Below are 25,705 nucleotides of genomic sequence, written 5' to 3'. Positions count from 1 at the left end.
CCTATGCCCGGGCCATGATCGTGAGGGCGCCGTCGCCGAGATCGCCGTAGCCGGTCGCGAGGCCAAGCCTGGCATCGGCGACCTGGGTCCTGCCGCCCTGCCCGCGCAACTGCCGGACCAGCTCCACGATGTGGTTCATGCCGAGCATGTGCGCCTGCGACAGGAGCCCGCCATGGGTGTTGGTCGGCAGTGCACCGCCGAGCCGCAGCCGGCCGCCCTCGACGAAGGCGCCGCCCTCCCCCTTCTTGCAGAAGCCCATGTCCTCGAGCTGGCAGATCACGATGTAGGTGAAGCAGTCGTAGATCTCGGCGACCTGGATGTCCTCGGGCGTGACGCCGGCCATGCCGAAAGCCTTGGGCGCGGCCTTGGCAATGCCAAGCCGGGTGATGTCGGGGCGCTGGGTGATCGAGCTCGGCGAGTCCGGGTGGCCTTCCGCCACGCCCAGGATCTCCACCACCGGCTGCCTCATGTCGCGGGCGCGCTCGGCCGCGCTGACCACGAGGGCCGCGCCGCCGTCGCTTTCGAGGCTGCAGTCGAGCAGCCGGAACGGGTCGGTGATCATGCGCGAATTCTGGTGGTCCTCGACCGTGATCGGCTTCTTCATCACGGCGTTGCCGTGCAGGATCGCATGCTCGCGCATGGCGATCGCCACCTCGGCGAACTGCCGGCTGGTCGTGCCGTAGAGTTCCATGTGGCGCCGCGCCATCGGCGCATAGAGCTGCGCCGGCGATATCGCGCCCAGCGGGTATTCGAACTCGGTGACGAGGTGGAACTGCGGCATCTGGTGGATGCGCACCCCGGCGCGCGCGCCGGAGGACACGTTGCGGCCCGAGGGGATCAGGACATGGTTGCAGATGCCGGCCGAGATCGCCGCCACCGCGGCCTGCAGCGCGGCGATGCCGCTTGCGCCGCCGAGCGGCGTGATGGCGGAGAAGCGGAGGTCGGGGATGCCGAAATTGGTGACGAAGGCCTCGGCCGGCGCGCCTGTGATGCCGATCGGGATGATCCCGTCTATGTCCCTCGGCGAGAGGCCCGCATCGGCGATCGCCTTCAACGATGCCTCGATCTGGAGCTCGAAAGCGTCTTTCGGCGAGGCCCGCATATAGTCGGTCTCGCCGATGCCGGTGACCGCACCCTTGCCTTTCAGCGACATCGTCTCTCGTTCCTTACCCGGCGTTCCAGTCGAAATAGGCGTCAAGCGCCTCCACCCGGTCGCCGCGCACCCAGAGCGGGTTGACGTCCAGGGCGGCAAGCTCTGGCCCTGCGGAAAGCGCGGCGCGCCCGATGGCGGCAACTGCCGCGGCGACCGCGTCGAGGTCGGCGGGCGGAATGCCGCGCTGGCCGTCCAGCAGCGCCTTGCCGCGCAACTCGCCCAGCATGCGGCGGACCTCCGCCTCGGAGACAGGCAGAAGGCGCAGCGACACGTCCTTCAGCACCTCCACGAAGATGCCGCCGAGCCCGACCGCCAGGACCGGCCCCCATTGGGGATCGCGGCTGCACCCGACGAACAGTTCCAGGCCGCCTTGGCGCATCGGCAGCACCAACGCGCCGTCGATGCGCGCTTCCGGCTTGCGCTCCCGCGCCGCCTCGACCACGCGCGCAAACCCTTCGGCTACCGCCTCCTCGCCGTCGAGGTTGAGGATGACGCCGCCGATGTCGCTCTTGTGCGCGATGTCGGGCGAGGCGATCTTCACCACCGCGGGGCCGCCGATCGCGGCGGCCGCGGCGGCCGCCTCCTCGCGGCTGCGCACCAGATGCGCCGGCACGACGGGCACCCCGTGCCCGGCGAGGAAGGCCAGCGCCTCGTGTTCGCTGCGCGGGCGCGCGGCCTGCCCCTGCCCCGCCCCCTCCACCGCCGCCGCGACATTCTCGCGGCCCGCGAAGCTGCGCTTGCGCTCCGACCACCGGGCGATGCCTGCCAGGGCGGTCAGCGCGCGGTCGAGGCCGCAGGCATGGTAGGGCATGTCCGACTTGGCCACGATCGAACGCGTCAGGTCGGTGACCACCGCATTGGTGTAGCTGACCAGCAGGCCCGGAATGTCGAGGCCCTTCAGGCCGCGCGACAGCCCGTCATGGAGGGCCGTGAGCCGCTCGTTGATCTGGTCGGGCGTGGAAGGCACCGGATAATAGGGGCAAAGCACCGCCGCATAATCCTCCTGCCCGCCGATCAGGCGCACGATCTGCTCTGTCCGGAGCGGGTCGATGCCGCCGGTGAGGTCGAGCGGATTGTGCGGCGTCCCGAAGCCGGGAATGAGCTCGCGCAGCTTCCGGCTCGTCTCGCCGGAGAGCTCGGGCATCATCAGCCCGCAGGCATCGGCGCGGTCGGCGGCGATCTCGCAAATCCCGCCCGAATTGGACAGCACCGCCAGGCCGCCCGGCCGGAGCATGCCGGTGCGGGCGGCGATGTCGGCGGTGACCAGAAGGTCCTCCACCGAGGAAACGCGGATGATGCCGTATTGGCGGCAGATGCCCTCGAAGACCCGGTCGTCGCCGACGAGCGCCCCGGTATGGGCCTCGGCCGAGCGCGCGGTCACCTCGCTCGCACCGACTTTCAGCGCCACCAACGGCTTGCCGCTGGCGAGCGCGCGCTCGGCGGAGCGGATGAAGGCGGCCGGATCGCGGATCGTTTCCAGGAAGACCGCGATGGAGCGCGTTGCCGGATGGTCGACCAGATAATCCAGGAAGACGGTACCGTCGAGATCGGCCTCGTTGCCGGTGGCAATGACGTGGCTCAGCCCGATATCCTGCTCGTGGGCGAGGTCGGCGAGGAACAGCGCGGTGGCGCCGCTCTGCGAGACAATCCCCACACCCTCGCGGCGCGAGAGCGGCCGCAGCGGCGTGGCCCAGGCGAAGACATTCTCGGCAAGGTTGATGAAGCCGAGGCTGTTGGGCCCGAGCAGACGCACGCCGCGCGCGCGGGCCGTCTCGACCAGCCTGCGCTGGCGCTCCGCCCCCTCCTCGCCGGTCTCGGCGAAGCCCGAGGTCAGGACCATGGCCGAGCGGGCGCCGGCCTCCGCAAGCTCGGCAACGACGTCGATCACCGCGTCCTGCGGCACCACGACGACACCCAAGTCGATCCCGGCCCCGATCTCGGCGCAACTTCTCGCAGCCGGCCGGCCGTGGACCGTACCGCCCTTTGGGTTGACCAGCGCCAGCCGCCCTTCGAAACCGGTCGCATCGAGATTCTGCACGAGCATCGAGGACCAGCGCGAGCGGTCTGAGGCCCCGACGATCGCGATCGAGCGCGGATTGAGCAGCGTGCCGGCCGCATCGGATTGCGCCGGTGGGTCTGCCCGCACAGCCTGGGCTTGACGCATCGTCTCCTCGTCCTCCCGATGGGGTCGCCCGCGTTTGTATTCTTGCTGGTATATGTTTCTACCGATCAGAATTCAAGCAGGCAAACCGGCGATGCCGGCGCGCTCACGCAAGCAGGGGCGCGCGGTTCGGCTCGCCCTTGTAGAGCTTGCGGTAGCTGTCGCTCGTTTCCGATTGCGAGACCCGCGCGTCGATGACGAAAAGCCCCTCGAAGCCCATGCCGCGCGCGACCGCTTCCGGCAGGGCGTCGAGGTCGGTCAGCGTCACGCCGTCGCCGCCGAAAGCCTTGGCGAGCGCCACGAAGTCGGGCGAGCTCCATTTCGCCGTATCGCCCGTGAAGCCCTTGAGCGGCAGGCGATGGAACTCGGCGCCGTAACCGCTGTCGTTCCACACCACCAGCACCATGGACACCTTGTGCCGCGCCGCGGTCTCCAGTTCCTGCATGTTCATCATCAGGCTGCCATCGCCTTCGATGACGAGATGCGGCCTGCCCGGCCGGGCCGCCCCGATGCCGATCGCCACCGGCAGCGTCTGGCCCACCGCGCCGAACTGGCTGGAGAACTCGACCTCGTTGCCGGGGCGCACCGGCAGGTACATGGCGACGAAACCCTGGAAATGGCCGACGCCGCAGGTGATCATCGCGTCGTCCGGCAGCGCGGCGCCAAGCGCGCGGGCGAGCCGGCGCGGATCGAGCCCGTCGGTGGCCGGGGGGAACGGCTCCGGCCGCTGCGCCAGCGTCTCGGCAGTTGCGGGCGTGCGGAAGCCTTCCCGGCGTACCTGCCGCTCTTCCAGGGCGGCCGTAAGGCGGGAGACGGTCTTGGCGGCATCGGCGCGGATATGCAGGCCGGGTGCCGCGGCCACATCGCCCAGGCTCGCCGCCGTATCGATACGGATCAGGCGCGCCTGTGGAAACAGCGTGCCGCCCCAGCTCGTATAATGGCCGATCTCGGCACCGACGCCGATGACGAGGTCGGCCTGCCGGCAGAGCCCCTCGGTGACGGCCGAGGAATAGCCGCCGACAATGCCGACCGACCACTCGTCCTGCGAGAAGGTCCCCTTCATCTGCAGCGATGTGCTCAGAAGCGCGCCGATGCGCTCGGCGAGCGCGCGGATGCCCGGCACGGCGCCCGAGAGCTTCGCGCCGCGCCCGGCGATGAGGATCGGCCGTTGCGAGGCCATCACCGCCTCGACCAGGCGCTCGACATCCTCCTCGTTCGGCGCCGGATCGGCCGGCGGGAGAAGATCGTCGGACGCGATGTAGCGCCAGGGATGGGCGAAGTCCCATTCCTGGATGTCGTTCGGCATGTTGAGCACGACCGGGCAGGATTCGAGCCGCGCCAGCCGAAAGGCTTCGACGATCTCGCGGGCCAGCGAGGCCGTGCCGGTGATCGACAGATAGCGCGCGCTGCAGGCCTCGACGAAACGGCGCTGGTCCATCGACTGCAGCCTGTTGACGGCATGCGGCGGGATTTCGCCGGTGAGCACCAGGATGGCCGACCTGTTGCGCGCCGCCGCCATCAGCGAGGTGCCGATCTGGGTCAGGCCGGGTCCGCAGGTGACGGTCGCTACGCCGAGGCGTCCCGTGGCGCGGAAATAGCCGTCGGCCATGGCGATCGCGCCGGCTTCGTTGCGGGCCGACAGGATCTCGGCCTGCCTGCGCGCCGCGACCGTCGACCACAGCGACATGTTGCCGTCGCCCATCAGCCCGAAGATCGGGTCCACGCGCTCAGCGGCCAGTGCGTCGGCAACGGCCTCGTAGATTTTCATCCCTGGCCCCTTTCCGCATCCGGCAGCTCGGCCCCGGCGCTTTCCCGCCTGCCGCGGCTCAGCTTCCACAATCCGCTTGTCTCCACGACGACCTTGCCGCCGACGCTGAGGATGCCCCGGAGATAGGCGACATGCGTGGTGCTGCGCAGCACCTCCGCCCGCGCTTCGAGGAAATCGCCGGGGATGACTGGCGCAATATACTGGACCTGCAGCTGGATGGTCGCCTGACGGTCCGCGCGCTCCTGAAGCCGCAGACTGCGACCGAGCGCGTGGTCGGCGAACAAAGCGAGCACTCCGCCATGCACCACGCCGCGGCTATTGGCGTGGCGCGCTTCGGTCTGAAAGCCGAACACGGGGCGACCATCCTCCTCGCGCAGCCAGAGCGGCCCGAGTAACGTCGCGAAAGAAGCGTCGGGGATCTGCCGCCACCCCGCGGAGCTGTCAGACTGCGCCCGAGCGCTCATCGGAGAACCATCGGTCATCCAAGACCTACCCAACGGTATCCGCAATTACCCTTCAGGACATCCTATTCGGCGCAATCCGTTCGCAATGCAAGCGTTTCGTGGCCGGCGGCCGAGCCGGCCGGCGCCATTCCTCTGCCGTCATGCTCGTCAACGAAAGCCGCATGGCCCACCGCCTGCTCATGCACGAGGGCCGACGAGGCGCGCTCGCCAGGATCCGCTGCTGTCCGGGGCAGGCAGGCGGAAGGCGGCGGCCTGCGACACCTGCCTCGCCCAGCCTCACTTCGCGCCGGTCTTGATCTCCACGCCCTTGAAGGTCACCTCGGCACCATCGACGAAGCGCTTGCCGTTCTTCTTGTCGTGGCGCGGGAAATCCGGCGCATCGAACCGGATCGTCAGGTCGTACTTGCCTTCGCCAGGCACCTTCCAGTTGCGGCCATAGTGATAGAGATAAGGGTGCCAGAGCAGCGGATGCTCGTGGGTGCCGATCTCCTCGCCGCTCTCGGCCTTCACCGTGACGCTCACCCGCAGACCGGGTATGAAGCGCCCGTCGGCGGCGTCGCGCACCAGCGCCTCGATATGGACGTTCTCCTCGTCCGGCTCGATCCAGCGCAGTTCACCGTTCTTGCGGTGATACATCCCCTCCGCTTCCTCGACCGCATAGCCGACGAGATATTCGTCTGATCTCGTCTCTGCGCCGCTTTCGGCGATCTTGCCGATCATGTGCTCGAGCGTGTCGCCGAGTGCCTTCCCCTGCCGGCACCCGAGCTCGAGACCTCTGCGATCGGCTTCTTCGCTTGGTTTCATGGCGGGTGATCTGTCGTTCATGGCGATCTCCTTTGCTGCCTGAAGCTCTGGTCAAAACCCGAGCCGGCCTTGTTCAAAAGCACGCATTTCGATCCAGGGAGATCTGATCGTTGCGCCCGTGCTCCGCCGGGGCCGGCGCTCGTGGAACGCCAAACCGCCCACGTGTGTTCAGCAACATGACCGCATCAGGCCGGACGCTGGATCACATAGACGATCAGTCGCTGGGCTGAGGAGCCGGCGCGCGGATGCGACGCGCTCGGAACGGCGACCGAGATGCGCGCCATGCGCAACTATGCCGGCCCTCGCCTCTCGCCCTGGCTCGGCCACCTGATGGTGTCACGCTCGGAGACCGCCGGGCCGCTGCTCACCCCGGGCGAGATCAAGCAGGTGCGCTGCCGGCTGACGACCAACCCGCCTTTGCCCGAGCCGGCGCAGGCCGCCGCCCGGGCTCAGGCCGGCGAGCGCTACGACGCGTTCGTCGCCGCGCTGGCCGCAGGCCCGCAAAGGGGCCGAAGCTGCGGCAGGAGATTTCGGAGGATATCGAGCCGGCATTGGCGCCTGAGCAGCAGTCCAAAGGGTCCGCGACCGCGCTTTGTGGGCTCACGACACTTCCCCACCGGGCGCGGCGATCCTGGCAAGCCATTCCGAGAGCAATCGCTGCTCACTGGCCGTGAGCGCATTGGTTTCGGACAGGGTAGCGCGAAGTGCGATCGCTGCCGACACGACGCCCGACGCTTTCCATTGCGGGGTTTGCGTGATGATGGTCGCAAGCACCGCTTCACGTGCGACGATCGACAGGTCGAGATCACGTTCAGCTTCCGGCATCGCCAGTAATGTGAACACCGTTCCGCATCCGCCAGCCCGGATCAAATTGGCCGCCCGCTCTTCGCTGACCCGAAGCCGCCCCGAGGCCGCCAGAAGTCGCATCCGTTGACGAAGAAAATCGACGGCCTTCGCGGCCGCCGGCGACGTCTTTCCGGGGCGTGGATCACCATACATGATCGAGAAGATGGCCGGGTTCGCCAGGCCGAAGCCGACGTGCAAATCCCACCCTGCCCGAAGCGCATCGATCGGATCCTGGCCTGGCTCATTAGGGCTTTTCTGTTTCAGGTAAGCAAGAAACCCATATTCGGCGACGGCATCGAGCAGGGCGTCCTTATCGCCAAACAGCCGATAAATGGTGGGCTGCTGCACTCCTGCTGCGGTTGCCACCGCTCGGGTCGTCAGCGCCTCGCGGCCGCCATGCCTCAGCAACTCGGCCGCACAGACCAAGATCCGCTGCCGGGCATCCGGGCCGTTCTCGCCTTCTTCGACGGTGTTTGCCTGATCCATGGGTGGACCATATCGCACATTTCGTATCAGTGATAGCGCGCCCTTGATATCGATGAATTATCGGTGATATGCTCCTGGCACTATCGATGATAACACTCGATGAAGGAGACGCTTTATGATCATCGTGACCGGCGCAAACGGCCAGCTTGGCGGAGCCATCGTTGCGCAGCTTCTGGCGCGAATGCCGGCAAATCAGATCGGCGTCAGTGTGGTCGATCCCGCGAAGGCGACTGCCTTCACAGAACAAGGGATCCGGGTACGGCGAGGTGACTTTACCGATCCGGCATCCCTCGCGGAGGCATTCGAGGGCGCGAGCCAAGTGCTGGTGGTTTCCACCGATGCGACCGGCGAGAGAGCCGTGCGCATGCACACCGAGGCCATTGAGGCCGCAGCAAAAGCCGGCGCGAGACGTATCCTCTACACCAGCCATATGGGCGCGCGGCCGGATTCGCCCTTCCCGCCGATGCCCGACCACGCCGCGACCGAAGCGGTGCTGCAGCATTGCGGCGTGGCCTTCACATCGCTGCGCAACGGGTTCTACGCCGCCAGTGCGCTCCAGCTGCTCGATCGCGGATTGAAGAGCGGGGAAATTTACGCCCCGGAAGACGGCAAAGTCGCCTGGACGACACACGCGGACCTTGCCGAAGCGGCCGCAATAGCGCTCGGCGGCGAAAGCGGTCTCGACGGCCTCACCCCGCCGCTGACAGCGGGAGAAGCTTTCGATTTCGACGATCTCGCCGCGATCGCCTCCGAAATCACCGGCCGACAGATCAAGCGCATCGTCGTCGCCGATGCGCGGTGGCGAGAGACGCTGGTCTCACATGGCGCGCCCGAGGCTCAGGCTGACCTGTTGGTGGGGATCTTCCAAGCGTCGCGGCGCGGCGATTTCGCGACGGTGGATCCGACACTGGAAAGGCTGCTCGGCCGCCCGCCACAGACGATGCGCGATGTGCTCGCGGCCACTCTGAAACCGTGAAGCCATCCATCCAGCTGGAAGAATAGCCCCATGTTAAGGATCATCTGTATCGAAGAACACGCCGCCGACCCGGCGATCGGCCAGGCGGCAGGCCCTGCGATGCAACGCGATGCGCCTTATATGGCGCTGTCGTGCACGGAGCGTGCTGCCTCGGCACCGCGAAACCCGCGCCGACCGACCTTTCTTCCCATGAAAAGGGTCGGGCCGCTCGCGGCCGACCTCGGCGCAATGCGCATCGCCGCGATGGATGAACAGGCAATCCAGATGCAGGTCGTCTCCTGGGCCTCGCCCATCCAGATGACGCCAGCCAGCGACGCACCAGGCCTTGCCCGCGCCGCCAATGATCGGCTCGCCGCCGCCATTGCCGAAAACCCGTCTCGCCTGAGCGGTTTCGCCACTCTGCCCTGGCAGGATCCGACGGCCGCGGCCGACGAGCTTTCGCGGGCCGTGACCGAGCTTGGCCTCAAAGGAGCGCTTATTGTCGGTCGGCCTGGCGACAGCTTCCTCGACGATCCGCGTTACCTTCCGGTCCTTGAAAGGCTGAATGCGCTGAAGGCGCCGCTCTACATCCACCCCTTCGTCCCTCTGCCGCCGGTGCAGCAGGCCTATTACGGCGGCCTGGATCCGGAGGTGACCGCCCAGTTTTCCCTTGCGGGGTGGGGCTGGCACCACGAGGCGGGCGTGCAAACCCTGCGGCTGATCCTGGCCGGGCTGCTCGACCGCCTCCCCGACCTTCGGATCATCAGCGGGCACTGGGGTGAGATGGTCCCCTTCTTCCTCGCCCGGCTCGACGATACGCTTCCTCCCGCCGTGACCGGGCTGTCGCGCAGCGTCAGCGAAACCTATCGTTCGCAGGTGTGGGTCACACCGAGCGGCATGTTCGATCGGCCGCACTTCGAGTTCATCCACAAGGTCCTGGGAGCGGACCGGATCATCTGGTCGGTGGACTACCCCTATGTCACGCTCGACGGGACGCGCGAGTTCCTCGAGACGCTTCCCGTCAGCGACGAGGACCGGGAAAAGATCGCGCATCGCAACGCGGAACAGCTCCTGGGTCTGTGACCGGCTCAGAAAGGAGCTGCCCCTCGCTCCGGGGCCAAAGCATGGTCAAGACGCCGGTCTGCATCATCTCGCATTCGAGGATCGGCACGAGCGAACCGTCGGCCACCAATCCGCCGCTGCCCGGGCCGGCCCAGGCGGCAGCACGCGCCCAGGCCGGCGAGCGTTACGACGCCGTCGTCGCGGCGCTGGGGCGCAGGCTCGCGAACGGGCCGAAGCTGCGGCAGGAGATTTCCGAGGATTTGAGCCCCATACCGGAGACGCGATAAAGCGTCGCGATAGACCTGATAAAAAGGCGGAACGGGCTCCGTGTCGGGGCGCGCACCAGCCTGCAAATGACGGTCGTGGGACATTCTTGCCGTTCGAACGTGACTGGTCGAACGGCAGCTGTTGCAAGGAGCCGATATTCAGCAGATCTCTACCGACCTCGCAGAATGACCGACGGTACCGGGAAAGATTGTGACCCCGATTCTGGTACCTAATTTGGGAAGACGTCCTCGGCCTTGAGTACATCGGCGTACATGCTGGTCGACGATGAAAGGGGGCCAACGCAATGATGGGCGCTGATGGCAAATTGCAACCACCCGCCAAGCGGCGACAAAGGCGACGTTCTGGTTTTGGCGGAATGCTGCTCCTGAATTGGAGCGTGGTGAAAGTCCGATGAAAGGCGACTTTAGACCACCACCGCTTTTGTGTACCGTAACCGTCATAGTAGACGGCCGGTAACTGAGGAGCTTTCGTGTTTATCCAACGTGTCGTCGTGAAGAACTACCGCTGCTTGAAAAAGGCGGACGTCACACTCAACGAAAAATTGAACGTCATCGTCGGCAACAACGAATGCGGGAAGTCGACGTTGCTCGAAGCCGTGCACCTCGCGATGACGGGGCAACTCAACGGACGGCCGCTCCTCGTCGAACTGCACCCCTACCTGTTTAATCTCGATCAGGTAAAGACCTACGCGAAGGCGCTGGCGAAGGGCGAGCCCGCAGAGCCGCCCAGCATCCTCATCGAGGTTTATCTCGCCGACGATCCCTCCCTCGCAAAGCTCAAGGGCGACAACAACAGCCTCGGTCTGGACCTGCCAGGCGTCTCGCTCGTAGTCGAACTCAACCCCGGCCACGCCGAGGATTTCCAGCAGTATGTCGCCGATCCCTCGGAGATCCGGACGCTGCCGGTGGAATATTACTGGATCAAGTGGCGCGACTTCGCGGAAAACGATATCAGCAACGCCCGCGGCATCCCGCTGCAGACCAGCCTCATCGACGCCAGCACGATCAGGAACAACGCGGCTGCCAATCGCTACGTTGTCAACATCGTGAAGGAGAGCCTGAGCAGCAAGGAGAAGGTCGACCTGGCGCTCAGCTACCGCCTGATGAAGGACCGGTTCCTCGAGCAGCCGAAGGTGAAGTCGATCAACGACGCGCTGGCCGCTCGGAAGGGCGGCATCAGCGACAAGGTCATCTCGGTGTCGCTCGACACGTCCTCGCGGGCAAGCTGGGAAGCGGGCATCATGCCACACTTGGACGAGATCCCCCTGACGCTCGTCGGCAAGGGCGAGCAGAACTCGGTGAAGATCAAGCTCGCGATGGAGACGTCGGCCAACTCGCACATCATCCTGATCGAGGAGGCGGAGAACCACCTCTCCTATGCGAGCCTGAACGAGTTGATCGGGCACATCTCGGCAAATTCCGGCTCGAGACAAATCTTCATCACGACCCACAGCAGCTTCGTGCTGAACAAGCTCGGCGTGGAATCCGTGCTTCTCTTCCAGCGCGGCGAAGGCCTCCACCTGACAGACCTGGAGGACAAGACGACCCAGGACTATTTCATGAAGCTGCCTGGGCACGACACGCTGCGGCTGATTCTCGCCCAACGGTCGATCCTGGTCGAGGGCCCGTCGGACGAACTGATCGTGCAGCGCGCCTACCAGCGCAAGCACGGCAGGATGCCGCTCGAGGACGGCGTCGACGTGATCTCGGTCAACTCGCTCGCGTTCAAGCGCTTCCTGCAGATTGCGGTGAAGCTGTCGCGCATCACCGACGTGGTGACCGACAACGACGGGGACGTCGCCGCTCTGCAAAGGAAATACGCCGACTACCTGACTTCCCCCCTCGTCACTGTCCAGTACGACGATGATGAGGCCGCGCGGACGCTGGAGCCCCAGCTGCTCAAGAAGAACGGGCTCGCCGTGATCAACGCCGTGCTCGGCAAGTCGTTCTCGGACGACGGTTCGGCGATCGAGTACATGACCAGCCACAAGGCCGACACGGCGCTCAGGTTCTTCGAGACCAACGTCAATTGGTCACCACCGGACTACATCGCCCGTGCCATCCGCTAGCCGCATCGTCATATCGGCCGCTGGCGGCGGCAAGACCACACGTGTCGTCGATCAGGCGCTGGCGAACGACAGCGGCATCACCGCGCTGATCACCTACACGCGGAACAACGTGCGCGAGATCCAGCTCAAGGCGTACGGACGATCGACTGTGATCCCGGCGAACGTCGAGGTGCTCTCGTGGTACTCCTTCCTCCTGCGCGAGCTCGCCCGGCCGTATCGGTCGGCGATGCATGGTCGGCGCATCGATGGGATCCATTGGGTCGAGGGCAAGTCGGTCCCGTATGTGCCTGAGGACAAGACGGACGCCCACTATTTCTTGGACAGCACCCGCATCTATTCCGACAAGATCGCCAAGTTCATCTGTCGCTGCGACGCGCGTTCCGGTGGTGCCGTCATGCGGCGGCTGAAGGCCCGCTATGCCCACCTCATCATCGACGAGATCCAAGACATGGCGGGCTACGATCTCGACCTGCTCGAGTTGATCCTCCGGTCAGGCATTCCGGCGACGCTGGTGGGCGATCACCGACAGGCGACCTTCGCGACCAACAACGCGGCGAAGAACAAAAGATTCGCCGGCCCGGCCATCATCAAGAAGTTCGAGCAGTGGAAGAAGGCCGGTCTCGTCGCCATTGATTACGAATGCCACACGCACCGCTGCAACCAAGCGATCGCCGACCTCGGCGACGGCTTCTTCCCGCTCGAGCCGAAGACCATCTCGAGGAACGCAGTGGTGACCGGCCACGACGGGATTTTCCTCGTAGCGAGCGCCGACGTTGGTGCATACATGGCCGCCTTCACTCCGCAGGTCCTGCGCTATTCCGCGAAGACGAAGTGCGAGCCCTACGAGGCGATGAACTTCGGCGAGGCCAAGGGCCTGACCTTCGAGCGTGTCCTGATCTACCCGCACGGAAAGGCAGCTTCATGGCTAGCCACGGGTGATCTCAAGCACGTCGAGAAGTCCGCGACCAAAATGTATGTGGCCGTCACCCGGGCACGGCATAGCGTTGCGTTCGTGTTCGACGGCAAGAGCTATGCGGTCCCCGCAACGCGCTGGCAGAGGTTGACGCAAGATCGAGTCTGAATCGATTGCCGTGGGATGCGACCGAGCGACAGATAGACCGCGGTCGCGTCCCACGGCCGTTTTCGCCATTCCGGCGTAAACGCCTAACCGCCCCATCGGCATATCGGGTCAGACAAGTACAGCGGACTGAAGCCAGTCTGCAATTGCTTCGTTCACTGCGGCAGGAGCTTCGAGCATGATCTGGTGACCGCCTTCTATCGTGACTTCGGAGAGCCGCTCGCAGTCCTCGCGCATAGGCTCGGCCAGCCGGCTCCGCGTCGTATCGCAGACAATGTCGTTGGTGGCGTGGATGAAGAGCGCTGGAAGCATGAGCCGACCGAAATTCGGCGCCTCTGCTGCATAAGCGGTATTGGGGGCGTCATTCATGTACCAGGCGTCAGCGCCTGAAAACCCGGTCACGGTGAAGGCTTCAACCATCGCATCGAAATCCTCCCGGTCCAGCAAGACAGTGTCGAGCGGTGTAGCCGGCGCGCGACCCGCCGGACCGAACCAGCCATTCCGCGCGCAGATATCGGCGGTGAAGGCCCGCTGTCCCGGCTGACGCGGTGGCGCCGTCCGATAGAGGAGCGCCAGAGTCGCGGCGACGTCGGCTTCGAATTCACGTGAAGCACGAACGAAATGCGCGCGGTAGAACAGCCAGTAATCCCATTGGCCAACGGGATAGCGCTCTGCGGGATACACGTCGCGATCGATCAGCGGCAGAACATTGGGAAGAGCGAACCCGCGCGCGAAGTATGGCACGCAGAGATTGACCACACCACGGCATCGTGACGCGTGATGCGAGGCCATGGACCAGGCGACCGCGCTTCCCCAATTATGCCCGACCCAAACCGCCGGAGCACCGCCGAGCGCGTCGTGCAACTCGATCATGTCAGCGACGAGTTCGCGAACGGTGTAGGCGGCGGTGCAATCGGGCCGCGAAGATCCACCGTATCCGCGCATGTCCGGCGCGACGCATCGCCAGCCCTGCGCCGAGAAATATTCGATCTGCCGTCGCCATACGAGCCCCAGCTCGGGCCAGCCGTGCAGGAAGATCATCAACGGCCCATCCGTCGGGCCGGCCTCCAGCCAGACCGTCCGATGGCGATCGCTTTCGGTGCTGCGGCGTCAAACGCCGGCGCCGATCACGACCGGATCCGCTGTTGGTGCGAGAACGCCATGGCGGGCGGCAAGATCATTGCGGCATCTCCGGTTGCGTCGTCACGATGAACTTCCAGTCCGCCAGCGCCGCGACGCGGTGAGGCTTGGCTTGCGAGGCATAAGCCGGGCTTTCCAGAATTCGGCGCAGCACGGCAAAGTTCGGATAACGAACGATGACGACATCATCCCACGCTTCGCCGTCGGTTCCCACCAGCACGCCACGGACATTGCCCACCCAGAAGAGCCCATAGTCCTCACCTTGCGCGACTGTGTTGAAGGCGGGAGCGTAACGCTGGAAATAGGCCTCGCGACCCGAGCAGGAGGGCAAGGTGCTTCCCGCTTCATAAGCCGCCTCGTCGCGGTAGCGGACAAGGTTGACCATGTAGACCGGTTGAGCTTCGCCGAGCCGTTCACCAGCGGCCTGCAGCGCCGCTGGAGTGCATTCGATCATCGACATGTTTCTCTTTCTCCTGCTTTCCCGGACTGAGCCGCATTGTGGCACCGGCGCGGGCGCTCGGAACTCGTCACCTGACATTGCCCCTTGCCTATCAATACGTCCAACTGTATTTATACGCAATGGCCAGACCTTCACTTCGCGAGAAAATCGTCGAATCCGGCGTTCAGACGCTGCACAAGCGAGGCTACGCCGGCGCCGGCGTCCGCGAGATCACCGCCGATGCCGGCGTCGCGCAAGGTTGCTTCACCAATCACTTCCGGTCGAAAGAGGCCTTCGCGGTCACGGTCCTCGACCGGTATCAGGAGCGGACCCAGGCGATCATGGACGCGACGCTCCGCGACGCGAGCAGGCCGGCCGTCGAGCGGCTGCACGCCTATTTCGACGCGATCGCTGAATGGCTCGAGGCAGCCGGCTGGCGATATGGCTGCCTGGTCGGCAACATGAGCCTGGAGGTCACCGAGCAGAGCGAGCTGCTTCGCACGCATCTGATCGACGTCTCGAGCGCGCTCACGTCATCTTTCGCGGAAGCCGTTCGCGCGGGGCAGAAGGCGGGCGAGATCCGCAGCGACCTCGATGCGGCTGACATGGCTGTCTTCATCCTTGCCTCCTGGCAGGGCGCCATGATGCGCATGAAGGTCGATCGTTCGCCGCGACCGATTGAGCAGTTCAGGCGCGTCCTGTTCGCGACCGTACTCGCGTCATGAAGGTGCGCCTCGCAGGTCACTCGGGCCTTGTAGCCCGTGTTCCTCACCGCTCATTATCACCAGAAGCGGCGTGCGAAGCTTCCCCATCCCGCGCGTCTGAACCCGGATTGCGTCGCACGGTCTTTGCAGCACGTGCTTCCCGGACGAAGGTACTTCGATCTCCGTTCAGTCGACAGCGGCATCCAACACAGCTGGGTCAGTCAGCTACATAAGACAGCCCGCTCCACTGGATCAGGGAACGATCACGGTTCGTTCACCGGGCCGATCGACGTGCGCCCATGCTTTCTCGACGTCAGCAAGTGGAACGATATGGGGGCGAACGCCGACCAAGCCGGATGCAAGAGCAGCGCTGAGCCCCGGGAGGTCCGCATCTTCCATGATCACGGAACCGAACCCGCTTCCGCTGATACGGAGCGCGTTGTGCCGTAAGGCGTTCCCCCCCAGCGTGATCGACATGCCCCCGGTGCCTCCCACCTGTACCCAATCCAGGATGCGCGTGTGTTCGGTCCGCGCACTGAGGATCGCCTGCATCGCCTGCTCCGCTGGCGGTCCCCACACATAGTCCAGCACGACGTCGATCTCTGCTGCCGCCGTGGCATACGCGACGGCGGTTGCGGCTTCATCGGACGTAAGGGGGACCAGTTCGTCTGCCCCCTCCGCTAGCAGTCCATCCAGACGCTCGCGATTGCGGCCCGCTGCGACGACGCGTGCCGCGCCGAGGTGCTTGGCGACCCTGACACCGGAGGAGCCGGCGTTGCCGGTGGCGCCGATCACCAGCACCGATTGACCCGGCTCGAAATGGACTCGCGCCTTCAGGGCGACCCATGACGACAGGGCCGCGTTCATCGTCGCTGCAACGACCGCCGGATCCGCGCCACGGGGCACTGGGACCAGGTCCTTCGGATCGACGAGGATTCGCTCGGCGAGCGAGCCGGTACCGGGAGACATCACGAAGGCAAGATCACCATTCTTTCTGCGGACGACGGCGTCGATACCAGCCAAAGCCGGAAGCGACTTTGGGCTGGTATAATGCTTCCCAGCCGCCGCACCGCGTGTGGCATGGCTGATGCCGACGGCGAGCACATCGACCAACTCCTTACCGGAGTGGGGACGCGGCACCGGCACGGAGCGGAGGTGCGGCGGCTCGTCAAAGGATTCCACCATTGCGGCCTTCATCATGGACATAAGCGTGCTTCCGTCAGTTGCGCGGTTTGAAGATGATCTTGCCCTTCGCATCGCCGCCGGCTTGCCGGGCGAACGCATCTGCGCCCTCCTCGAAGCGGACCATGCGGTCGAGGCGCACCTTGACGCCGTGATCGGCGCGCTCCGCGACATGCCCGAGCTTGGCGGCATCGGACCGGTGGAAGACGAACTTCGCCTCGACGCCCGCTGCGCGCGCGCGATCTGCGTCAGGCGGCACCGGAGTGGCAATCAGCGTGCCGCCCTGCTTCAGAACCTTGAGCGAGCGCTCCTCGACATCACCGCCCACCGTGTCGACGACCAGATCGATGTCGGACAGCTGATCCTCGAACCGCTCGTTCCGGTAGTCGATCACCTGTGCCGCGCCGAGGCCGCGGACATAGTCGGCATCCTGCGCCGAGGCGGTGGCGAAGACCTCGGCGCCCGCCTGGACGGCGAGCTGGGTCGCGAAGGCGCCGACCGGCCCGGCCGCACCGTGGACCAGCACGCGCTGGCCTGAAGCCACCGCGAACTCGTCGAACAGGATTTGCCAGGCGGTGCCGCCGATCGTGACGAGGCCTGCGCTCTCGGCGAGTGGCATCGATGTCGGCGCGCGAACCAGCTGGTCGGCGGGAACGGCGGCGAACTCAGCGAAGGCACCGCCCTTGGAAGGATCGAGCCGGGCGATGATCTCGTCGCCAATCTTCCAGCCTGAGACCCCGTCGCCAATCGCTTCGATGGTGCCCGAGATGTCGGTGCCCGGCACATAGGGGAAGGCGGCAAGGAAGAAGTCTGTCATGTAGCCGGCGTGGATCTTGGTATCGAGGGGGTTGAGCGCCGCGCCCGCGACCCGGACGAGCACTTCGCCCATCGCCGCCTGCGGCGCGGGGCGCTCAGCGATGGCCGGTGCTTGTCCATAATCATTGTATTCGAGGGTCTTCATGCCGGCTTGCTCCTTGATCGCCGGTCGAATGTGGCAAGCCGATCGCCATTGCGTAACTCAATAATCATGATATGGCATTATCTGTGGTGCTTATAATCCTGGTGCGAAAGCAGACGCCGGTCATGAATCTCAACAGTATCGATCTCAACCTGCTCGTCGGCTTCGAAGCGCTGATGGCCGAACGGAACGTGACCCGCGCCGCTGCGCGCATCGGGCGTACGCAGCCTGCGATGAGCGGCACGCTGGCGCGCCTGCGCGAGTTGATGGAGGACGAACTCTTCATCCGTACGGCGCATGGGCTTCAGCCCACCCCGCGCGCGCTCGAACTGCACGAGCCGGTCGGCAGGGCCTTGGCCCAGATCGAGGCGGCGTTCTCCTTTCGCGACCGCTTCGTGCCGGAGACCGCCGAAATCGCGCTTACCATCGCCATGTCTGATCCGCCGACGATCTCGCTGCTTCCCGCGCTGTTCGAGGAGCTGACGCGCGCGGCGCCCGGGATCACGATGCATGTGCGCGGGTTCGACGATCGCGACGAGGCGATTGCGCTCCTCGACAGCGGCGTGGTCGACGTCGCGATCGGTGTTCCGCCAACCGAGAAGGCAGGCCGTATCCTCTCGCGCCCGCTCTTCGAGGACGGGTTCGTCACGATGATGCGGGCCGGGCATCCCGCGGCCGAAGGTCCCCTGACCCGGTCTGCCTTCCTCGCTTGGCCGCATGTCCTGTTCTCGCCCGAGGACGACCGGTTCGGGATCGTCGACGAACGCCTCGAAGAACTCGGCCTGAAACGCAAACTCGTGCTGACCGTGCCCAATGCCACCGCCGCGGCGCTTGTCGTCGAGCGGACCGATGCGCTGTGCACGATGCTGACCGGTCTCGCGCTTCAGTTCGAGGCCGCCGGCAGGGTCGTGCTGGCCAAGACCCCGCTCGATTTGCCCTCCGCCCCGTTCACGATGAACTGGCACCGTCGCAACGATGCCAATCTCGCGCAACGCTGGTTTCGGGGGCTGATCGGCAAGGCGGCCATGCAACGCACTCGTTCGCCCGGGCAGGCAAGGAGCCAACCCGCCCGGACGAACGCCCCTTAGAGGGCCCGCTCCGACAGCACCGGGCGATGATGCGGTCGGTTCTGCCGGGGTTTCCGATCGCGAACAGGTGACGCACATCGCTGACCGGTTCGATCGATGCCGTCACGGGTTCGGCAAAGACGGCCAGCTGAGTGTGCTGAGATCGTAATCACCTGACAGTTGGCCACCGAAGAACCGGGTGGCGGGGTCTGGCGAGAGGGCCGCAGCAGCCTGCCGATGAAGCTATGGTGGACGCAGCTCGCTCTGAACTTCGCTTGGTCGTCCACCTTCTTCTCAGGCCATCATATCGATGCCGCGCTTGGCATAATCGTGCTGCTCCTGATCACGATCATCGGCTTCATCGCGGTGGCTTGGCGACAGGACAAGGTCGCATCGCTCCTGTTCGTGCCCTACGCTTCCTGGGTCGCGTTCGCTTCGGTCCTGAACGGCGCGATCTGGCCATCGAACTGACAGGACGCCGGATGCGCCGCCGCATTGTGATCGTCAACGACAGGATGCAGCAAGGCTATCGCTACGTGTCGTCCGCGCCGGCCGGCCGTGATTTCGACGCGCAGTTCCGGCCCGATCTGACGCCAAAGCAGATGCTCGAACTCGGCGTGTTCTGCGGCAAATACCTGACCGATTGTCGCGACGAGTTTCCCGCCAGCTGGTTCGCGCGGGCGAAGCTCTCGCCTGCGGGCCGCGACTGCTCCTTGAACTATTTCGGCGTGGACGCCAGCCAACCCCTGTCGGAATGGCGGAGAAAGGGCTGGATATATCCGGACGATCCGCGTGGCTGGTTCCAGTGGTACTGTCGGTACTACATGGGCCGGCGCCTGCCCGAGGAGGACGCTCGCCAGATCAGGCGCTGGAAGGCCATGAGCCGACACGTCTCGCAAATCAGGATGCATTGCGAGCCGGGAAACCTGGCTTGCCGCCCGCGCCAGCGCCAAGCGCTGCTACATTGGGCCTATGACAGCCGGAGAATCTAGAGCGGATTCATCCTATTCGCAGTCGTAGCCACAGGCGGCGAAGAGGTTGCAACATTCCCGCGGGGAGAATTCGTCGAGGGCGGCAGCGATGGCGTCCCACAGGTCGGCGACCGTGCGGGCGGCCGCCTTGCGCAGCAGGGCCTTCAGCTTGGCGAAGGCTTTCTCAATAGGGTTGAAGTCGGGCGAGTACGGCGGGAGGTAGAGCAGCGAGGCGCCGGCCTCCTCGATCGCCTGGGCAATGCCGGCAACCTTGTGGGTTGCGAGGTTGTCCATAACGACGACGTCGCCGGGGACAAGTTCGGGCACCAGAACGCGGGTCACATAGGCGCGGAAGGCGTCGGCATCCATCGCCCCGTCGATCAGGAACGGAGCGACGAGGCCGTCCTGGCGGATGCCGCGGGTGAAGGTGGTCGTCTTCCAGTGCCCGTGCGGGATGGCGGCGCGGCAGCGTACGCCGCGCGCAGCTCGCCCTCTGAGCCGGGCCATCTTCGTGCTGGCGCCGGTCTCGTCGATGAAGATCAGGCGGGCGGGATCGAGGCCGAGCCTGGCCCTCGAACCAGGCCGCACGCCGGCGGGCGACGTCCGGACGCTCCTGCTCGGCCGCATGCGCGGACTTTTTTGAAGGTAACGCCGCGCTTGGCAAAGAACTTCCACATCAGGACGCGGCTGTCGGCGACGCCGCGCTCCTCGCCAAGCAGCGCGGCAATCTCCGACAGCGTGATGTCCGGCCGCTCAATGACGAGGTCCATGATGAAGCCCTCGTGCGGATCGAGCTTGGAGCGCACCGGATGGCCCTGTCGAGCGGGCGCCACGCTGCCGGTGCGCCGCCACAGCCGGTGCCAGGCGCCAGCCGTTGCGATGCCGATCGCCAACCGCCGCGCGGCCGCGCGGGTGGACAAGCCTGCGTCGATCGCGTGCACCACCCTGAGCCGCCGATCCATCCCCAGCGCCCGACCCATCCCAGCCTCCCGAATCACTCGGGAAAAGCGAGTCACGCCGATCCTGACAGCCCATTACGACTCGGGGATAAGTGAGCCTGCTCTAGCCGACTTGAGCGAAACCACCATCGCAAAACCAGTCACTCTCCACCCGAGCGGACAGCCCGCAAGGTCTACAGGACGAGGGATGAAGCCAGGGCGGATGTGTTCGATTGCATCGAGCGCTTCCAAAACCCTCGGCGAAGGCACTCGACGCTGGGCCATATGAGCCCTGTCAAGTTCGAGGAAAACGCTATGTTAGCTTAACTGCGTGTCCGAAAGACCGGCAGCAGGCCACCCCCCCGAAGCTTCTGGGAAGAGCGGCGCGCCGCTCCGACTAACGTACAATTCGCACTGCAACCCCTCTAATCTATGCCTCCTGGTCACACTCTCTTGGGGGTAGTTGTATGGCCACGGCTAAAGGCGGCTAGCATGCTGAAGAAAAATTAAATGGCTTTTTCAAGTTCTGGCAGGATGGTGAAGAGGTCACCGACGAGGCCGTAATCGGCGACCTGGAAGATTGGCGCTTCCTCGTCCTTGTTGATGGCCACGATCACCTTGGAGTCCTTCATGCCGGCCAGATGCTGGATGGCCCCGGAGATGCCGACGGCGATGTAGAGCTGCGGCGCGACCACCTTGCCGGTCTGGCCGACCTGCCAGTCGTTGGGGGCGTAGCCGGCGTCGACCGCGGCGCGCGAAGCGCCAACTGCGGCACCCAGCTTGTCGGCCACCGGCAGGATAACTTCCTGGAACTTCTCGGCCGAACCCAGCGCACGGCCGCCCGAGATGATGATGCGCGCCGAGGTCAGTTCAGGCCGGTCGCTCTCGGAGAGCTTGTTCTCGACGAAGGCCGAGAGGCCCGGATCGGCCGCTGCCTCGACCGTCTCGACGGAGGCGGAGCCACCGTCTTCGGCGGCCGGGAAGGAGGCGGTGCGCACGGTGACCACCTTCTTGGTGTCGCCCGACTGCACGGTCTGGATGGCGTTGCCGGCATAGATCGGCCGCTTGAAGGTGTCGGCTGAGACGACTTCGACGATGTCGGAGATTTGCGCGACGTCGAGGAGGGCCGCGATGCGCGGCGCGACGTTCTTGCCGGTCGAGGTGGCCGGCGCGACGATCGCGTCATAGCCGCCGGCGAGCGACACGACGAGGGCGGACAGCGGCTCGGCAAGGCGCTCGGCCAGGCTGTCGGCCTCGGCCAGCAGCACCTTGCGCACGCCCGTCAGCTTGGCGGCGGCCTCGGCCGCTGCCTTGGCGTCCTTGCCGGCGACCAGAACGTCGACGTCGGAACCGATCTTGGCTGCTGCCGACAGCGCCTTGCCGGTCTGGTCGGAAAGCGTCGCATTGTCGTGCTCGGCGATCAGGAGAATTGCCATTTGTTCCAATCCTTTCCGTATCGCTCAGATCACGCCGGCGGTCTTGAGGCTGGCGACCAATTCCGCCACGTCCTTGACCTTGACGCCGGCCTTGCGGCCTGCCGGCTCCTCGGTATTCAGCACCTTAAGGCGCGGCGCAATGTCGGCGCCGAGATCGGCGGCGGTCTTTTCCTCGAGCGGCTTCTTCTTGGCCTTCATGATGTTGGGCAGCGAGGCATAACGCGGCTGGTTCAGGCGAAGATCAGCGGTGACGATGGCCGGCATCTTCAATTCGATCGTCTGCAGGCCGCCGTCGACTTCGCGCGTCACCCTGGCCTTTTCGCCGTCGAGCTCGACCTTCGAGGCGAAGGTGCCCTGCGCCCAGCCGAGAAGCGCCGCCAGCATCTGCCCGGTCTGGTTGGAATCGTCGTCGATCGCCTGCTTGCCGAGGATGACCAGGCCCGGCTGCTCGGCCTCGACCACGCCCTTCAGGACCTTGGCGACGCCGAGCGGCTCGACCGTCTCCTCCGCCTTGACGAGGATCGCCCGGTCGGCGCCCATGGCAAGCGCGGTGCGCAGCGTCTCGGCCGCCTGCTGCGGGCCGATCGAGACGACCACGATCTCCTCGACCTTGCCGGCTTCCTTCAGGCGGATCGCTTCTTCAACCGCGATCTCGTCGAACGGGTTCATCGCCATCTTGACGTTGGCAAGCTCGACGCCCGAACCGCCCGAACGAACGCGGATCTTCACGTTATAGTCGACAACCCGCTTGACAGGCACAAGCACTTTCATTGAGCGTCCTCAAAACAGGGCGTTGAACTTGATAGTCTTCGTTAAGCTGCTTCTACACGCTCGGGGTCCGACTTTTTGGCCCAGGCGGCAGCGCTCTCTCCTGCAAGCTTCCCGAAAACTGAGCCCGACATTAGGCCGGTGCCGCCGGGATAATTCTCATAAAACAGACCTCCAACGAGTTCGCCGGCGGCATAAAGCCCGGGAATTGACTGGTCGGTCATGTCCTGGACTTCACCCTTTGTGTTGATCTGTAGCCCGCCGAAAGTGAAGGTAATTCCTGTGGTGGTGGTGAAGGCAACGAAGGGCGGCTTGTCGAGCGGCAGTGCCCAGTTCGACTTCGGCGGTACGATGCCATGCGCCGACTTTCCGTCCAGCACCGCAGGGTTGAACGTCTCAGACCCGCAGGCAGCATTGAATGCTTTGACGGTGCGTTCGAGCGTCACCGGGTCAACCTCCAGCGCTTCAGCCAACCCTGCGATGGTATCGGCCTCGACCTTTGTGACCTGCTTGATGCGATATTCGTCCCGCAGCATACCAACCGTCTTCTGGTCGAAAATCTGGATCGCCGTGCGCCGGGGCTGTTTCATGATCTCGCGGCCAAACTTGGCGTAGGTCAGGTTCCTGTAATCCTCGCCTTCGTCGAGGAAACGCTCGCCATTGATGTTGACCATGATGCCGAGTGGATAGGAATGCTTCTGGAAATTGTCTAGCACCCAGCGGTCGCCATAGGGTGGGGCCGAGATGTCCCATTCGCATGCGTGACAGCTCGACCAATTTCCATAGGGCCGAGCCCCGATCGCGAGCGCCATCTGAATGCCTTCACCCATATTGTGGCGAGTACCGCGCACTCGACAGAGATCCCAGCCCGGCCCGAGATAACGAACGCGCATCTCCGGGTTCGATTCAAAGCCCCCGCAGGCCAGGATGACGGCCTTGGCAGAGATTTCGGAATAGCCGTCACGACCACGCACCCTGACCCCGGTCACGGTGCGATCATCCTTCTGGAGGAGCTCGATCGCGGCGGTGGCGTAGCGGATTTCCACGCCCAGAACCTGCGCCCGTGCGATTTCCGCCTCCACTAGCCCCGCGCCGCCTCCGACGGCCTCGATGTTCACGCCACCATAGAAATGGTGCTTGCCCTCGACCAGATAGGACTGACGTCCATACATGGGAACGAAACGAATGCCATGGCTGCGAAGCCAACCCATCGTGGGGCGGGAGCGGTCGATCAGCACCCAAGCCAGATCTTCGTCCGACTGATACTGAGTGACTTCCATGAGCTGATCGTAGAAGAATTGTCTGCTGTGCGACGGCAAGATGATCTGGTTTCTCTCGGTCTCGGACAGGTCCACCAACACGTCCCGCTGAACGTCCTCAAGGCCGTCATGGGCAAACCTGAAGCCCCCCGCCGTAAAATAGGAATTGCCACCCCGCTCATCCTCGGGCGCTTTCTCCAGAACGAGAACGCTGGAGCCGTTTTCAGCTGCCGAAAGAGCAGCACAAAGCGCGGCATTGCCCGCTCCAACCACAATGACATCATAGTCGGACATATTTTCCTCCTAACGTCGCGCGAACAAGTGCAATCTTTTCAGTCTGCAGGCTCTTGCGCTCAGTAAGACTTGGGCATACCGAGAACACGCTCGGCGATGAACGACAGCACGAGTTGCGGCGAAACCGGTGCGAGACGGGAGATCATGGCCTCCCGGAAGTATCGCTCAACGTGATACTCCTTGGCGTATCCCATGCCGCCATGCGTCGCTATCGCGGTCTCGCAGGCTCGGTATCCCGCCTCACAGCAGAAGAACTTGGCTGCGTTGGCTTCCGCGCCGCACGGCCTATCGTTATCGTACAGCCAGTCCGCCTTCTGGTAGAGCAGCGAGCCCGCCTCCACGTCGATCCACCGTTCGGCGAGAGGATGCTGGATGCTCTGGTTCTTGCCGATGGGACGATCGAAAACGATGCGTTCCCGCGCATAGTTTGCAGCGCGGTCCAAAGCGACGCGTCCAAGCCCGATGGCTTCGGCCGACACGAGGACACGCTCCGGATTCATGCCGTGCAGGATGTACTGGAAGCCCTTGCCTTCCTCGCCGATGCGGTCTTCGATCGGAATCTCGAGGCCGTCGATAAAGAGTTGGTTCGAATCGACAGCCTTGCGTCCCATCTTGTCGATTTCGCGAGCCTCGATCTTCGAACGGTCAAAATCCGTGTAAAACAACGACAGGCCCAAAGACGGCTTTTCGCACTCCTCGATTGCCGTGGTGCGTGCCAGGAGCAAAATCCTATTGGCGACTTGCGCCGTCGATATCCAAACCTTCTGGCCATTGACGATGTAGCGGTCGCCCTCTCTGCGAGCGAATGTCTTCAGCTTAAGCGTATTCAGGCCCGTATTGGGCTCCGTCACCGCGAAGCACGCCTTGTGCTCTCCCGCGATCAGCGGCGGAAGCCAGCGGGCTTTTTGCTCGGGCGTTCCGAACACTACGACGGGATGCAGGCCGAAAATATTGAAATGGACGGCCGACGCCCCCGAAAGCCCGGCGCCGGAGGCGACGATAGCCTCCATGAGCACCGCCGCCTCGCTTATGCCGAGGCCCGCGCCGCCATATTCCGCGGGCATGGCGATCCCCAGCCAGCCGGCATCCGCGAACGCTTTGTGAAAGTCATGCGGGAAACCACCGTTCTTGTCCTTTTCCAGCCAGTATTCGGCGGGAAACTTCACGCATATCTGGGCAACCGCTTCCCGGATCTGCAAGTGATCGTCCGTCGGGGAGAAATTCATGAATCGTTGCCTGCTCCCGTGAGTGTCGGGTCGATCAACCGCGGTCGCTACGCGACTTTGATCGATCGGTAGGCTGATAGTATCGGCGTTGCTGGGGGGCTGGAACCAAAAGCTGGGAACACTACTTGTGAGTATACGTCACAGCTGCACATCCCGTTTTCGGCTACATTGGGAAGAGTGCCGCTCAGTT

General features: G+C 64.7%; 22 protein-coding genes and 3 pseudogenes. 10 read left to right on the top strand and 15 right to left on the bottom strand.

From position 1 onward, the window contains the following. Window position 1 precedes the first annotated feature (1 nt). From E4O86_RS04030 to E4O86_RS03995, 6 genes are all read right to left on the bottom strand, one after another. The gene (locus E4O86_RS04030; protein ID WP_161139229.1) at window positions 2-1,153 is read right to left on the bottom strand and encodes a thiolase family protein; all 1,152 of its coding nucleotides are present in this window, start codon (window positions 1,151-1,153) and stop codon (window positions 2-4) included. 13 nt (window positions 1,154-1,166) lie between these two features. Further along, entirely contained in the window at window positions 1,167-3,317 is a 2,151-nt protein-coding gene (locus tag E4O86_RS04025) for an acetate--CoA ligase family protein (protein ID WP_161139228.1), read from the bottom strand. A 103-nt stretch (window positions 3,318-3,420) separates the two neighbouring features. After that, window positions 3,421-5,082: a thiamine pyrophosphate-binding protein gene (locus E4O86_RS04020; RefSeq protein ID WP_161139227.1), complete on the bottom strand. Its 1,662-nt coding sequence runs from the start codon at window positions 5,080-5,082 to the stop codon at window positions 3,421-3,423. Further along, window positions 5,079-5,564 (bottom strand): PaaI family thioesterase, encoded by a 486-nt coding sequence (locus E4O86_RS04015; RefSeq protein WP_161139226.1) that lies wholly within the window; start codon window positions 5,562-5,564, stop codon window positions 5,079-5,081. Before E4O86_RS04015 ends, E4O86_RS04020 begins: the two co-directional genes overlap by 4 nt. 258 nt (window positions 5,565-5,822) lie before the next feature. Further along, window positions 5,823-6,371, bottom strand: a complete 549-nt coding sequence (locus E4O86_RS04010) for an iron transporter (RefSeq protein WP_161139225.1) — start codon at window positions 6,369-6,371, stop codon at window positions 5,823-5,825. A gap of 579 nt (window positions 6,372-6,950) precedes the next feature. Continuing rightward, window positions 6,951-7,682: a TetR/AcrR family transcriptional regulator gene (locus tag E4O86_RS03995; RefSeq protein WP_161139224.1), complete on the bottom strand. Its 732-nt coding sequence runs from the start codon at window positions 7,680-7,682 to the stop codon at window positions 6,951-6,953. 115 nt (window positions 7,683-7,797) lie between these two features. Between E4O86_RS03995 and E4O86_RS03990 the strand changes: the two genes are divergently transcribed. The 5 genes and pseudogenes from E4O86_RS03990 to E4O86_RS03970 all read left to right on the top strand — a co-directional run bounded on the left by E4O86_RS03990 (window position 7,798) and on the right by E4O86_RS03970 (window position 13,136). Next, window positions 7,798-8,658 (top strand): NAD(P)H-binding protein, encoded by an 861-nt coding sequence (locus E4O86_RS03990; protein WP_161139223.1) that lies wholly within the window; start codon window positions 7,798-7,800, stop codon window positions 8,656-8,658. Window positions 8,659-8,688: 30 nt separating this feature from the next. Beyond that, entirely contained in the window at window positions 8,689-9,720 is a 1,032-nt protein-coding gene (locus tag E4O86_RS03985) for an amidohydrolase family protein (protein ID WP_205520684.1), read from the top strand. Window positions 9,721-9,824: 104 nt separating this feature from the next. Next, a pseudogene (locus E4O86_RS03980) lies at window positions 9,825-9,986 on the top strand (CopG family transcriptional regulator); the annotation flags it as partial. Window positions 9,987-10,456: 470 nt separating this feature from the next. Next, on the top strand, window positions 10,457-12,055 hold the full coding sequence (locus E4O86_RS23905; protein ID WP_161139222.1) for an AAA family ATPase: 1,599 nt from the start codon (window positions 10,457-10,459) through the stop codon (window positions 12,053-12,055). Continuing rightward, the gene (locus tag E4O86_RS03970) at window positions 12,042-13,136 is read left to right on the top strand and encodes a UvrD-helicase domain-containing protein (RefSeq protein ID WP_161139221.1); all 1,095 of its coding nucleotides are present in this window, start codon (window positions 12,042-12,044) and stop codon (window positions 13,134-13,136) included. The genes E4O86_RS23905 and E4O86_RS03970 overlap by 14 nt, the downstream gene beginning before the upstream one ends. Before the next feature lie 108 nt (window positions 13,137-13,244). On the opposite strand, the gene E4O86_RS03965 is transcribed toward E4O86_RS03970, so the two are convergent. After that, a complete protein-coding gene (locus E4O86_RS03965) occupies window positions 13,245-14,174 on the bottom strand; it encodes an alpha/beta fold hydrolase (protein WP_161139271.1) in 930 nt (309 codons plus the stop codon). A gap of 136 nt (window positions 14,175-14,310) precedes the next feature. Next, complete coding sequence (locus tag E4O86_RS03960) at window positions 14,311-14,733, bottom strand: DUF1330 domain-containing protein (RefSeq protein WP_161139220.1); 423 nt, start codon at window positions 14,731-14,733, stop codon at window positions 14,311-14,313. Window positions 14,734-14,771: 38 nt separating this feature from the next. Here E4O86_RS03960 and E4O86_RS03955 point away from each other — a divergent pair, with 38 nt between their 5' ends. Beyond that, window positions 14,772-15,437, top strand: coding sequence for a TetR/AcrR family transcriptional regulator (locus tag E4O86_RS03955; protein WP_343039087.1), 666 nt, complete (start codon window positions 14,772-14,774; stop codon window positions 15,435-15,437). Window positions 15,438-15,668: 231 nt separating this feature from the next. On the opposite strand, the gene E4O86_RS03950 is transcribed toward E4O86_RS03955, so the two are convergent. Next, entirely contained in the window at window positions 15,669-16,622 is a 954-nt protein-coding gene (locus tag E4O86_RS03950; protein ID WP_161139219.1) for a quinone oxidoreductase family protein, read from the bottom strand. 13 nt (window positions 16,623-16,635) lie between these two features. Continuing rightward, the gene (locus tag E4O86_RS03945) at window positions 16,636-17,559 is read right to left on the bottom strand and encodes an NADP-dependent oxidoreductase (protein WP_161139218.1); all 924 of its coding nucleotides are present in this window, start codon (window positions 17,557-17,559) and stop codon (window positions 16,636-16,638) included. 122 nt (window positions 17,560-17,681) lie between these two features. On the opposite strand from E4O86_RS03945, the gene E4O86_RS03940 reads away from it, so the two are divergent. The 3 genes from E4O86_RS03940 (at window position 17,682) to E4O86_RS03930 (ending at window position 19,615) form a co-directional block, all read left to right on the top strand. Further along, window positions 17,682-18,644, top strand: a complete 963-nt coding sequence (locus tag E4O86_RS03940; protein ID WP_161139217.1) for a LysR family transcriptional regulator — start codon at window positions 17,682-17,684, stop codon at window positions 18,642-18,644. Between the two features lie 216 nt (window positions 18,645-18,860). Further along, complete coding sequence (locus tag E4O86_RS03935) at window positions 18,861-19,094, top strand: TspO/MBR family protein (protein ID WP_161139216.1); 234 nt, start codon at window positions 18,861-18,863, stop codon at window positions 19,092-19,094. Between the two features lie 11 nt (window positions 19,095-19,105). Beyond that, window positions 19,106-19,615, top strand: a complete 510-nt coding sequence (locus E4O86_RS03930; RefSeq protein ID WP_161139215.1) for a hypothetical protein — start codon at window positions 19,106-19,108, stop codon at window positions 19,613-19,615. Between the two features lie 12 nt (window positions 19,616-19,627). Here the strand turns inward: E4O86_RS03930 and E4O86_RS03925 are convergent. Then, window positions 19,628-20,574 (bottom strand): annotated as a pseudogene (locus E4O86_RS03925) (IS630 family transposase). Window positions 20,575-20,706: 132 nt separating this feature from the next. On the opposite strand from E4O86_RS03925, the pseudogene E4O86_RS03920 reads away from it, so the two are divergent. Next, window positions 20,707-20,859 (top strand): annotated as a pseudogene (locus tag E4O86_RS03920) (IS3 family transposase); the annotation flags it as partial. Between the two features lie 179 nt (window positions 20,860-21,038). On the opposite strand, the gene E4O86_RS03915 reads toward E4O86_RS03920, so the two are convergent. The 4 genes from E4O86_RS03915 to E4O86_RS03900 are packed head-to-tail and all read right to left on the bottom strand — an operon-like array spanning window position 21,039 to window position 25,515. Then, window positions 21,039-21,968 carry an electron transfer flavoprotein subunit alpha/FixB family protein gene (locus E4O86_RS03915; RefSeq protein ID WP_161139214.1) on the bottom strand — a complete coding sequence of 310 codons (930 nt, stop codon included), beginning with the start codon at window positions 21,966-21,968 and terminating at the stop codon, window positions 21,039-21,041. A 24-nt stretch (window positions 21,969-21,992) separates the two neighbouring features. Next, window positions 21,993-22,739 (bottom strand): electron transfer flavoprotein subunit beta/FixA family protein, encoded by a 747-nt coding sequence (locus E4O86_RS03910; protein WP_161139213.1) that lies wholly within the window; start codon window positions 22,737-22,739, stop codon window positions 21,993-21,995. A 41-nt stretch (window positions 22,740-22,780) separates the two neighbouring features. Then, window positions 22,781-24,289, bottom strand: a complete 1,509-nt coding sequence (gene tcuA, locus E4O86_RS03905; RefSeq protein WP_161139212.1) for an FAD-dependent tricarballylate dehydrogenase TcuA — start codon at window positions 24,287-24,289, stop codon at window positions 22,781-22,783. Between the two features lie 59 nt (window positions 24,290-24,348). Then, window positions 24,349-25,515: an acyl-CoA dehydrogenase family protein gene (locus tag E4O86_RS03900; RefSeq protein ID WP_161139211.1), complete on the bottom strand. Its 1,167-nt coding sequence runs from the start codon at window positions 25,513-25,515 to the stop codon at window positions 24,349-24,351. Window positions 25,516-25,705: the final 190 nt, after the last annotated feature.

The sequence above is a fragment of the Propylenella binzhouense genome, from assembly GCF_009866965.1.
In the GTDB taxonomy this organism is placed as follows: domain Bacteria; phylum Pseudomonadota; class Alphaproteobacteria; order Rhizobiales; family Afifellaceae; genus Propylenella; species Propylenella binzhouense.
The sequence above is the reverse complement of the archived record's forward strand: the minus strand, read 5'-3'. Positions and strand labels throughout refer to the sequence as shown.

Excerpts from the sequence above, each read along its gene's own strand:
- E4O86_RS03940 (WP_161139217.1), top strand. The coding sequence starts at position 17,682 with ATGAATCTCAACAGTATCGATCTCAACCTGCTCGTCGGCTTCGAAGCG.
- E4O86_RS03910 (WP_161139213.1), bottom strand. The coding sequence starts at position 22,739 with ATGAAAGTGCTTGTGCCTGTCAAGCGGGTTGTCGACTATAACGTGAAG.
- E4O86_RS03915 (WP_161139214.1), bottom strand. The coding sequence starts at position 21,968 with ATGGCAATTCTCCTGATCGCCGAGCACGACAATGCGACGCTTTCCGAC.
- E4O86_RS03985 (WP_205520684.1), top strand. The coding sequence starts at position 8,689 with ATGTTAAGGATCATCTGTATCGAAGAACACGCCGCCGACCCGGCGATC.
- E4O86_RS03965 (WP_161139271.1), bottom strand. The coding sequence starts at position 14,174 with ATGATCTTCCTGCACGGCTGGCCCGAGCTGGGGCTCGTATGGCGACGG.
- E4O86_RS03945 (WP_161139218.1), bottom strand. The coding sequence starts at position 17,559 with ATGAAGACCCTCGAATACAATGATTATGGACAAGCACCGGCCATCGCT.
- E4O86_RS04015 (WP_161139226.1), bottom strand. The coding sequence starts at position 5,564 with ATGACCGATGGTTCTCCGATGAGCGCTCGGGCGCAGTCTGACAGCTCC.
- E4O86_RS04030 (WP_161139229.1), bottom strand. The coding sequence starts at position 1,153 with ATGTCGCTGAAAGGCAAGGGTGCGGTCACCGGCATCGGCGAGACCGAC.
- E4O86_RS04020 (WP_161139227.1), bottom strand. The coding sequence starts at position 5,082 with ATGAAAATCTACGAGGCCGTTGCCGACGCACTGGCCGCTGAGCGCGTG.
- E4O86_RS03960 (WP_161139220.1), bottom strand. The coding sequence starts at position 14,733 with ATGTCGATGATCGAATGCACTCCAGCGGCGCTGCAGGCCGCTGGTGAA.
- E4O86_RS04025 (WP_161139228.1), bottom strand. The coding sequence starts at position 3,317 with ATGCGTCAAGCCCAGGCTGTGCGGGCAGACCCACCGGCGCAATCCGAT.
- tcuA (WP_161139212.1), bottom strand. The coding sequence starts at position 24,289 with ATGTCCGACTATGATGTCATTGTGGTTGGAGCGGGCAATGCCGCGCTT.
- E4O86_RS03995 (WP_161139224.1), bottom strand. The coding sequence starts at position 7,682 with ATGGATCAGGCAAACACCGTCGAAGAAGGCGAGAACGGCCCGGATGCC.
- E4O86_RS03950 (WP_161139219.1), bottom strand. The coding sequence starts at position 16,622 with ATGTCCATGATGAAGGCCGCAATGGTGGAATCCTTTGACGAGCCGCCG.
- E4O86_RS04010 (WP_161139225.1), bottom strand. The coding sequence starts at position 6,371 with ATGAACGACAGATCACCCGCCATGAAACCAAGCGAAGAAGCCGATCGC.
- E4O86_RS03930 (WP_161139215.1), top strand. The coding sequence starts at position 19,106 with ATGCGCCGCCGCATTGTGATCGTCAACGACAGGATGCAGCAAGGCTAT.
- E4O86_RS03900 (WP_161139211.1), bottom strand. The coding sequence starts at position 25,515 with ATGAATTTCTCCCCGACGGACGATCACTTGCAGATCCGGGAAGCGGTT.
- E4O86_RS03990 (WP_161139223.1), top strand. The coding sequence starts at position 7,798 with ATGATCATCGTGACCGGCGCAAACGGCCAGCTTGGCGGAGCCATCGTT.
- E4O86_RS03935 (WP_161139216.1), top strand. The coding sequence starts at position 18,861 with ATGAAGCTATGGTGGACGCAGCTCGCTCTGAACTTCGCTTGGTCGTCC.